Below are 8,435 nucleotides of genomic sequence, written 5' to 3'. Positions count from 1 at the left end.
GGACAAGCCGGGCCATGACGGTTTTGTCTAGAGGTAAGATAACGACACATGGCCAAGGCATCGCGCAATTTCGTCTGCCAGTCCTGCGGCGCGGCGTATACGCGCTGGTCGGGCCGCTGCGAGGCGTGCGGCGAGTGGAACACGATCGTCGAGGAAGCGGGCGCGACGGGCGGCATCGGCGCGGGGCCAGCGAAAGCAGCCGGGCGGGCGAAGGGACGGCGGATCGAGCTTGTGGCGATGAGCGGCGAGACGGCCGATCCGCCGCGCCATATCACCGGCATGGCCGAGTTCGACCGGGTGACGGGCGGCGGGCTGGTGCCCGGATCGGCGGTGCTGATCGGCGGCGATCCGGGGATCGGCAAATCGACGCTGCTCCTGCAGGCGATGGCGGCGCTGGCGCTCAAAGGCGGCACGGCCGTCTATATCTCGGGCGAAGAGGCGATCGCCCAGGTCCGGATGCGGGCGCGTCGTCTCGGGCTCGGCGAAGCGGCGGTGCAGCTCGGCGCCGAGACCAATCTCAAGGATATTCTCGGCACGCTGGAAAGCGGGACGCCGCCCGACGCCGTCGTCATCGATTCGATCCAGACCATGTGGACCGAGGCGCTCGATTCGGCGCCGGGCACGGTGGCGCAGGTGCGCGCCTCGGCGCAGGAGCTGGTGCGCTTCGCCAAGCGGCACGGGACAGCCGTCATTCTCGTCGGGCACGTGACCAAGGAAGGCCAGATCGCGGGACCGCGCGTGGTCGAGCACATGGTCGATGCGGTGATCTATTTCGAAGGCGAGCGCGGGCACCAGTTCCGCATCCTGCGCGCGGTGAAAAACCGCTTCGGGCCGGCGAACGAGATCGGCGTCTTCGAGATGGGGGAAAAGGGGCTTGCCGAAGTGCCGAACCCCTCCGCCCTCTTTCTCGGCGAGCGCGACGGCGAGACCAGCGGCTCGGCGGTTTTCGCCGGGATCGAGGGGACGCGGCCGGTGCTGGTGGAAATCCAGGCGCTGGTCGCCAAAAGCGCGCTCGGCACGCCGCGCCGGGCGGTGGTCGGCTGGGACGGCGGGCGGCTCTCGATGGTGCTGGCCGTGCTCGAGGCACGCTGCGGGCTGACGCTGGCGGGCCAGGACGTCTATCTGAACGTCGCCGGGGGGCTTCGAATCAACGAGCCGGCGGCCGATCTCGCCGTGGCGGCGGCGCTGATTTCGTCGGTCACCGGCCAGCCCCTGCCGTCGGATTGCGTGATTTTCGGCGAAATCAGCCTTTCGGGCGCCGTGCGCCCGGTCAACCAGATGGAGGCGCGGCTGAAAGAGGCTGAAAAGCTCGGCTTTTCGCGCGCGCTCCTGCCCGCCATGGGGCCGCGTGCGCGGCCCGCCGGGAGCCTCGCCTTCACTGAAATTTCGGATCTTCAGGGTCTAATCGCCCATCTGGCAACCGGTTCAGGTGCCCGCAAGCACGCGGGCGAAATGTGATAGGCTTTGTCCCGTAATGGGAGAGTGATTTGACGCTGTTCGACGGTATCGTCATCGCGGTTCTGCTGATTTCGAGTGTGCTGGCGCTGTTGCGCGGCTTCACCAATGAAATGCTGTCGATCGTCGCCTGGGTCGCGGGCGCGCTTGCCGCCCTCTGGCTTTTTCCCTATGTCGCGCCCTATTTCGCCAGCTTTATCGGCTCGGCCTGGCTTGCCGCGGTGGTGGCGGCGCTGGCGATTTTCCTCGTCGGCTACCTGCTGATTGCCTGGCTGACGGCGCGCTGGTCGGGCGCGCTGATGGATATTCACGACCGGGCCTCGATGATGGACCGGACGCTGGGTTTCCTGTTCGGGCTGGCGCGGGGCCTCTTGATCGTCACCGTCGCCTATCTCTTTTTCGTCTGGCTGGTGCCCGATCCCGACGATCATCCGGACTGGATTCGGGACGCGCGGTTCAAACCGACCGTCGAAAGCACGGCAAGCCTGCTGTTTTCGCTGGCGCCGACCTCTGAAACCCGGCCGGTCGAGAAGCCGCCGGCGCGACAACCCGCCCCGGCGCCGAGGAACGAACCGGCCAATTCAGGCGCTGACAACGGAAATGGGCCGGGCTATAACCCGTCCGAACGGAGGGGGCTCGATCGGCTTTTCGAGAACACGACCGGGGAGTGAAAGCCTGATTCTTCAGGAGTCCGCGTTCTTCAGGAGTCCGCGCAATGCCCGAACAGATGCAGCTTCGCTTCCCCTTTGCGACCGAAGCCCGAAAACCGGGCCCGCTTCCCGCCCCCGCCCCTTCCTTCCTGACCGATAACGAGCTGCAAGACGACCGGCCGCGCGAGGAATGCGGCGTGTTCGGCGTGTTCGGCCATCCCGACGCCGCCGCGCTGACGGCGCTGGGGCTTCACGCGCTGCAGCATCGCGGCCAGGAGGCGGCCGGCATCGTCGCCTACGACGGCGAACATTTTCACTCGGAGCGGCGGTTGGGCCTCGTCGGCGATCATTTCTCTTCCGCCAGTGTGGTCGGGCGCCTCAAAGGCGATATGGCAATCGGTCATACGCGCTATTCGACGACGGGCGAGACGGTGCTGCGCAATGTGCAACCGCTTTTCGCCGATCTTTACGGCGGCGGCTTCGCGGTGGCGCATAACGGCAATCTGACCAACGCCATCACGCTCAGGAACGAGCTGGTGCGCGGGGGCGCGATCTTCCAGTCGACATCGGATAGCGAAACCATCCTGCAGCTTGTGGCGCAGAGCCGGAAGCCACGCCTGATGGAGCGCTTCGTCGACGCGCTGTCGCAAATCCAGGGCGCCTATGCGCTGGTGGCGCTGACCAACAAGAAGCTGATCGGGGCGCGCGACCCCTTGGGCATCCGGCCGCTCATTCTCGGACGGCTCGCCGGTGCACCGATCCTCTGTTCGGAAACGGTGGCGCTCGACATTATCGGCGCCGAATTCGTGCGCGAGATCGAGCCCGGCGAAATCGTCATCGCGACCAAGGACGGCATCGAGTCCATTCGGCCCTTCCCGCCGCAACAGGTGCGGCCTTGCGTCTTCGAATACATCTATTTCGCCCGGCCCGACAGCATTGTCGGCGGCAAGAGCGTCTATAATGTGCGCAAGCGGCTCGGCCAGGAACTCGCGCGTGAATCGCGCGTCGATGCCGATGTCGTGATCCCGGTGCCGGATTCGGGCGTGCCGGCGGCGATCGGCTATGCGGCGGAGTCGGGCATTCCTTTCGAGCTCGGTATCATCCGCAACCATTATGTGGGGCGCACCTTCATCGAGCCGACGCAGCATATCCGCCAGCTCGGCGTAAAGCTGAAACATAATGCCAATCGCGCCATCGTCGAGGGCAAGCGCATCGTGCTTGTCGACGACAGCGTGGTGCGCGGCACGACCTCGGTGAAGATCGTCAAAATGATGTATGAGGCGGGCGCCCGCGAAGTGCATATGCGGATCGCCAGCCCGCCGATCACGCATCCGGATTTCTACGGCATCGACACGCCGGAACGCGAACAGTTGCTCGCGGCCAATTATTCGCTCGAAGAGATGCGCAACTATATCGGGGTCGACAGCCTCGCTTTCATCTCCGTCGACGGGCTCTACCGCGCGATGGGCTTTGCCCGCCGCGACCAGGAACACCCGCAACTGACGGATCATTGTTTCACCGGCGACTATCCGACGCCGCTGCTCGACCGTGACGGCGAGCAGCGGACGACGCAGCTGTCGCTGCTCGCCGAAATAGCCTGAGTATTCAAAAAGCATGGTTGGACGTTTGCAGGACCGCCTTGCGGTCATCACCGGCGCATCGCGCGGCATCGGGCGCGCGGTCGCTCTCGGCATGGCGGCGGAAGGCGCACATGTCATTCTCGTCGCACGCACAATCGGTGGGCTCGAGGAAGTCGACGACGAAATCCGGAAAGTCGGCGGCAAGGCGACGCTGGTGCCGCTCGACCTCACCGACCTCCCCGGCATCGACCGGTTGGGCGCGACGATTTTCGAGCGCTGGGGCAAGCTCGACATCCTGGTCGCCAATGCCGGTTCGCTTGGCACGCTGACGCCGCTTTCGCACCTCGAGCCGAAAGACTGGGACAAGACACTTGCGATCAACGTGACGGCCAATTACCGCCTGATCCGTTCCCTCGAACCGCTGCTGAAACGCTCCGACGCGGGGCGGGCGATTTTCGTGACCTCCGGCGCGGCGCAGAAATGCCAACCCTATTGGGGCGCCTATTCGGTGACGAAGGCCGCGCTCGACGCAATGGTGAAGACCTGGGCGGCGGAACTCGGCAAGACCGGCGTGTGCGCCAACCTTCTCTCGCCCGGCCCGACGCGCACCGCGATGCGCAAGAAGGCAATGCCGGGTGAAGACCCGACATCGCTGACGAAGCCGGCCGACCTCGTGCCGCTCTTCATCGAAATGGCGATGCCGGATTACACGAAGAACGGCGAGATCGTGCGCTATGAGAAGGTGAAGGCCTGAGGCATGGCAGCGGCGCGCGACATTGCTGTTGTGCGAACCGCCAGCGGCGACTCCCTCACTTTCGACGTCGTCATCCGCGACGGTAAAAGCGAAAGCCGGCATCGGGTGACGATGGCGCTGGCGACCTGCACCAAGCTCACGGGCGGCGACCATACGCCCGAGCAATGCATCGACGCCGCCTTCCGCTTCCTGCTGGATCGCGAGCCGAAGGAAGCGATCCTCGGCAGTTTCGATGTGAGCGTCATTTCGCGCTATTTCCCCGAATTCGAACGCGAACTTCCGGACTATCTGCGCGCAGTGCGATAGCGGCCGGACGGGAACGATGTGCTCCCCCATCGCTCATCGGGCGTCGTTCGGCCGGCCGCACCGTTATTGAAACAATTATATTGACATGAGACTACTATCTCAATAACAAACTGGCCGGCAACAGATACGGGAGCCTGTCATGACGCTGACCCACGAAGAGATGGACCGGAAAATCGACGAACATTTCGGCTTTGAAGCAGCCGACAATGTGGAGGGCGTGCTGGCCACGCTCTCGCCCGATGTCGAACACGACATTGTCGGCTGGCCGGCGGGGCCCACCCATGGGCCGGACGGCGCGCGCGGCTTCTACGAAGCGCTTTTCGCCGATCTCTCGGACGGGAAGGTCGAATGCCGGAAACGGCTCTATGGCAAGGATTTCCTGGTCGATGAGTCGTTGTGGCGCGGCAAGGCTCCCGGCCGCCCTTTCGGGATTGAAGGACGGAACCGCCCGCTCGAATTTCGCCTGCTGCATGTGATCGAGTTCGCCGGCAACGGCGACATTCGCCGCGAGAATGTGTGGGTCGATCTTGCCAGTATCATCCGGCAATTGCCGCAGGATTGAGACCGATGGCAGCAACAAAGCCCGGACGGCCGAACCAGCGGCAGCGGACACGCAAGGACCTACTGCAGGCCGCGTCACTTCTGATGAAGCAGGGGCGGCATCCAGGCATTGAGGAAATTGCCGAAGCGGCGCTCGTGTCGCGGGCGACGGCTTATCGCTATTTTCCGAATGTCGATGCTCTGCTGCTCGAAGCGGCGCTCGACGTTGCGACACCGGATGCAGACACGATTTTCAAGGATGAGAGATCCGACGATCCAGCTCTACGTGTCGCGCGCGTCGACACCGCATTCCAAAAGATGATAGCAGCCAACGAGCCGCAACTGCGGCTGATGCTGGCCAAATCGCTTGAGCAGAGCGTCAGCGGCACAACCGCTCCCGGTATTCCCGCCCGGCAGAACCGCCGGACGCCGCTTATCGAGGCCGCTCTCGAACCGGCGCGGCGGGCCTTCAAGCCGGATGCCATGAAAATGCTGGCCCGTGCCCTTGCGATCGTCATCGGCACGGAAGCTTACATCGTTACGCGCGATGTGCTGCAACTCAGCGACAAGGAAGCCGAGAAGGTCCGGCGGTGGGCGATCCAGGCCCTTGTCGCAGCGGCCCGGACACAAGGCTGACAGAACCGGTCGCGTCCATTCGCCGATCCCGTGCAGGGCGGGAAGCCGGAGGCGCGGAGAGCACGCCGCCATCGCCTCAATTCGATGCAGACCGCAGCGTAGACCGCTCTCCGTGGGTCATTGTCCTCCCCTGCAATGCATGGAGGGCCGCATGATCACCTGTTTTATCCGCTACGAGATCGATTCGTTCAGGAGTGCCTATTTCGAGCAGTATGCGCGGAACTGGGGACAGGCGATCCCACGCTGCGGTGCCGATCTCATCGGCTATTTCGCGCCGCATGAGGGCTCAAGCACCGTCGCCTACGGCGTTTACAACATCGAAAACCTCGCCGCCTACGAGACCTATCGCGCGCGCCTCGCGGCCGATCCGCTGGGCCGGGAGAATTACGATTTCGCCCAACGCGAGAAATTCATTCTTCGCGAAGACAGGATATTCCTGAAGCTTGTCTCGGCACCGCATGGCTGAAGCAAGAGGTGCGGTCAGAGATTTCGGATACCGAACATCTCGCGCAGCGCCTTGATGCCGGGCGGCGTTATTTCCAGCGCACGCGTGTCTCCGATACGACGAACGAATTTTTTCTCCAGAAAATGCGTGCAGATGGCCGCGCCGACCTTGCCCGCAACATGCGGGCGCCGCTCGCTCCAGTCGAGGCAGGGGCGGCAAAGCGGACGCGTGGAAGTCTGCGAGCCGGGTGCGATGCCGATGCCGAAACGCGCGAGAAACGCGATTCCGTCGGCGGAAATCAGGCCTGCTTCGTCATCGAACTCGATCACACGACGCGTAACCAGCGCGCCGGTGATGGCAACGCCGAGCTGGCCGGCGAAATGATCGTAGCAAGTGCGTGCGCGCCGCATGACTGCATCGCGCGGGCCGGTCGCTATCCGCCGTTCGGGCCGCGCGGTCAACGAGGCAATCTGCATGATGTCTTCAAGCAGGCGCGCAATGTCGGGCGACGCCAGGCGATGATAACGATGGCGCCCCTGTCTCGCCATCCTGAGGAGGTCGGCGGATGTCAGCCGCGCGAGATGCGTGCTGGCGGTCTGCGGCGTGATGCCGGCCGAACGCGCGAGTTCGGTTGCCGTCAATGCGCGACCGTCCATCAAGGCGAGAAGCATCGCCGCGCGGGCGGGTTCGCCGACGAGACTGCCAATTTCCGCAAGCCGGTTGGTGTTGACCATCGGCGGTTCCTTTCGCCGACCAGAATAACATGGCGGGCCGATGGATATTACGATGAAGATCGAAGTGGCGATGCTGGCCTATAGGAACAACGGCGAGATTGTGCACCACGAGGAGGTGAGGGCGTAGCGCCGGGGCGCCACGCCCCCCTCGTTTTCACGATTGCCAGGCGCCTATTCCCAGAAAGAGCGGGATTTCGCGGCGGGCGCGGCGCTGCGCCCTACCCTCCTCCCCTGTATTTCCGGCGGGAATCTCCTGCAACGCATCGATGACGAAGCCGCTGGCCGCCAGCGCCGCGACATAAGTCTCGAGCGGACGGTGATAGCTGCGCGTGACGCCCGGCTTTTCCTTGCCGTTTTTTCGGCCGTATTCCTGCATCGGCACATCGAGCGGCGTGAGATAGCTGTCGATGCGGCGATATTGTAGCGAGCGCCCGTCGTCCCAGCCCCAACCGCTTTGGCGGGGGATGCGGAAGCACGGATGCGTCATCAGCATCACGAGACGTCCACCAGGCCGAAGCGCCCAGGCGGCAGAACGCAGCGTCACGTCGAGCGGGTCGATGTCCTGAATGCTGAGCAGGAATGTCGCGGCGTCGAAACCGCCGGGCGCCAGCGCGGCGAGCGCCGAAAGCCGTGTTGCGTCGCCGACAAGGAGCCGGGCGTCGCCCCCATGATGCTTGCGGCCATGCGCGACGAGACGCGGGCTTTTGTCGATGCCGGTGTAGTGCGCGCCGGCCGCCATGACCGCCGGCGCCAGCGCGCCGGCGCCGCAGCCGATGTCGAGGACGCGTTCGCCCTTTTCCGGTGCGAGCAGCGCCATCAGTGCGGGGATCGCCAGCTCGCGGTGGTGGCGGCTTCCTTCCGCGCCCGCCCAACCGAGATACCAGCCGGCCACGGCATCCCAGCTTTTGCTCGGCGCGCGGCGTTGATTTGTTTTTCGTGCCATCGGACATGCCTCATCCATGATCTCCGGCTCGCGAATGGAGGGATGACGCGGCATGTCCCGCAGGCGCTTGCCTTGCGAGCACGATGAAGGCTTCAGGCGCAGCTCAAGGCGCGCACGGGCTCCGTGACGTTGGTTTGAAAAGGGAGCGCGCAGGCCTTAGCGGTGGGACGCCGCGTCGCCTGTCTCGCGCAACCGGACGGAGAAGAAACCCGTCGTACCGATGGAAAAGAATGCACTCATGGCGTACAAAATAGCGGCACGGCGGGTGCAGGACAAGGGGCTGGTAAGCTCGCTACTTCTTCTTCGCGTAAGGGTTTTTTCCCTTGCGCATGAAGAGGCGGATGGGGACGCCGGGGAGGTTGAAGGTTTCGCGCAGGCCGTTGACCAGATAG

At 64.4% G+C, this 8,435-nt stretch carries 10 protein-coding genes; 8 read left to right on the top strand and 2 right to left on the bottom strand.

Translation table 11 applies throughout. From position 1 onward, the window contains the following. The first annotated feature begins 48 nt into the window (after nucleotides 1-48). The 8 genes from radA (at nucleotide 49) to WEB61_RS01095 (ending at nucleotide 6,387) form a co-directional block, all read left to right on the top strand. Nucleotides 49-1,458, top strand: coding sequence for a DNA repair protein RadA (radA, locus tag WEB61_RS01130; RefSeq protein ID WP_368062489.1), 1,410 nt, complete (start codon nucleotides 49-51; stop codon nucleotides 1,456-1,458). Nucleotides 1,459-1,487: 29 nt separating this feature from the next. Next, entirely contained in the window at nucleotides 1,488-2,126 is a 639-nt protein-coding gene (locus WEB61_RS01125; protein WP_368062488.1) for a CvpA family protein, read from the top strand. Nucleotides 2,127-2,170: 44 nt separating this feature from the next. Beyond that, nucleotides 2,171-3,706 carry an amidophosphoribosyltransferase gene (gene purF / locus WEB61_RS01120; protein ID WP_368062487.1) on the top strand — a complete coding sequence of 512 codons (1,536 nt, stop codon included), beginning with the start codon at nucleotides 2,171-2,173 and terminating at the stop codon, nucleotides 3,704-3,706. 13 nt (nucleotides 3,707-3,719) lie between these two features. Further along, nucleotides 3,720-4,439 (top strand): SDR family NAD(P)-dependent oxidoreductase, encoded by a 720-nt coding sequence (locus tag WEB61_RS01115; protein ID WP_368062486.1) that lies wholly within the window; start codon nucleotides 3,720-3,722, stop codon nucleotides 4,437-4,439. 3 nt (nucleotides 4,440-4,442) lie between these two features. Continuing rightward, a complete protein-coding gene (locus WEB61_RS01110) occupies nucleotides 4,443-4,745 on the top strand; it encodes a hypothetical protein (protein WP_368062485.1) in 303 nt (100 codons plus the stop codon). Between the two features lie 139 nt (nucleotides 4,746-4,884). Further along, nucleotides 4,885-5,307 (top strand): ester cyclase, encoded by a 423-nt coding sequence (locus WEB61_RS01105; protein WP_368062484.1) that lies wholly within the window; start codon nucleotides 4,885-4,887, stop codon nucleotides 5,305-5,307. 5 nt (nucleotides 5,308-5,312) lie between these two features. After that, entirely contained in the window at nucleotides 5,313-5,921 is a 609-nt protein-coding gene (locus tag WEB61_RS01100) for a TetR/AcrR family transcriptional regulator (protein WP_368062483.1), read from the top strand. 151 nt (nucleotides 5,922-6,072) lie between these two features. Then, nucleotides 6,073-6,387: an NIPSNAP family protein gene (locus WEB61_RS01095; protein WP_368062482.1), complete on the top strand. Its 315-nt coding sequence runs from the start codon at nucleotides 6,073-6,075 to the stop codon at nucleotides 6,385-6,387. A gap of 14 nt (nucleotides 6,388-6,401) precedes the next feature. Here the strand turns inward: WEB61_RS01095 and WEB61_RS01090 are convergent, their stop codons facing one another. Both WEB61_RS01090 and WEB61_RS01085 read right to left on the bottom strand, forming a co-directional pair. Continuing rightward, nucleotides 6,402-7,100, bottom strand: a complete 699-nt coding sequence (locus WEB61_RS01090) for an ArsR/SmtB family transcription factor (RefSeq protein ID WP_368062481.1) — start codon at nucleotides 7,098-7,100, stop codon at nucleotides 6,402-6,404. Nucleotides 7,101-7,254: 154 nt separating this feature from the next. Then, nucleotides 7,255-8,043 (bottom strand): class I SAM-dependent methyltransferase, encoded by a 789-nt coding sequence (locus WEB61_RS01085; protein WP_368062480.1) that lies wholly within the window; start codon nucleotides 8,041-8,043, stop codon nucleotides 7,255-7,257. Nucleotides 8,044-8,435 lie beyond the last annotated feature (392 nt).

The organism is Parvibaculum sp. (assembly GCF_040882025.1).
GTDB lineage: Bacteria > Pseudomonadota > Alphaproteobacteria > Parvibaculales > Parvibaculaceae > Parvibaculum.
The sequence above is the reverse complement of the archived record's forward strand: the minus strand, read 5'-3'. Positions and strand labels throughout refer to the sequence as shown.

Excerpts from the sequence above, each read along its gene's own strand:
- radA (WP_368062489.1), top strand. The coding sequence starts at position 49 with ATGGCCAAGGCATCGCGCAATTTCGTCTGCCAGTCCTGCGGCGCGGCG.
- WEB61_RS01085 (WP_368062480.1), bottom strand. The coding sequence starts at position 8,043 with ATGGCACGAAAAACAAATCAACGCCGCGCGCCGAGCAAAAGCTGGGAT.
- WEB61_RS01100 (WP_368062483.1), top strand. The coding sequence starts at position 5,313 with ATGGCAGCAACAAAGCCCGGACGGCCGAACCAGCGGCAGCGGACACGC.
- WEB61_RS01090 (WP_368062481.1), bottom strand. The coding sequence starts at position 7,100 with ATGGTCAACACCAACCGGCTTGCGGAAATTGGCAGTCTCGTCGGCGAA.
- WEB61_RS01115 (WP_368062486.1), top strand. The coding sequence starts at position 3,720 with ATGGTTGGACGTTTGCAGGACCGCCTTGCGGTCATCACCGGCGCATCG.
- WEB61_RS01095 (WP_368062482.1), top strand. The coding sequence starts at position 6,073 with ATGATCACCTGTTTTATCCGCTACGAGATCGATTCGTTCAGGAGTGCC.
- purF (WP_368062487.1), top strand. The coding sequence starts at position 2,171 with ATGCCCGAACAGATGCAGCTTCGCTTCCCCTTTGCGACCGAAGCCCGA.
- WEB61_RS01105 (WP_368062484.1), top strand. The coding sequence starts at position 4,885 with ATGACGCTGACCCACGAAGAGATGGACCGGAAAATCGACGAACATTTC.
- WEB61_RS01110 (WP_368062485.1), top strand. The coding sequence starts at position 4,443 with ATGGCAGCGGCGCGCGACATTGCTGTTGTGCGAACCGCCAGCGGCGAC.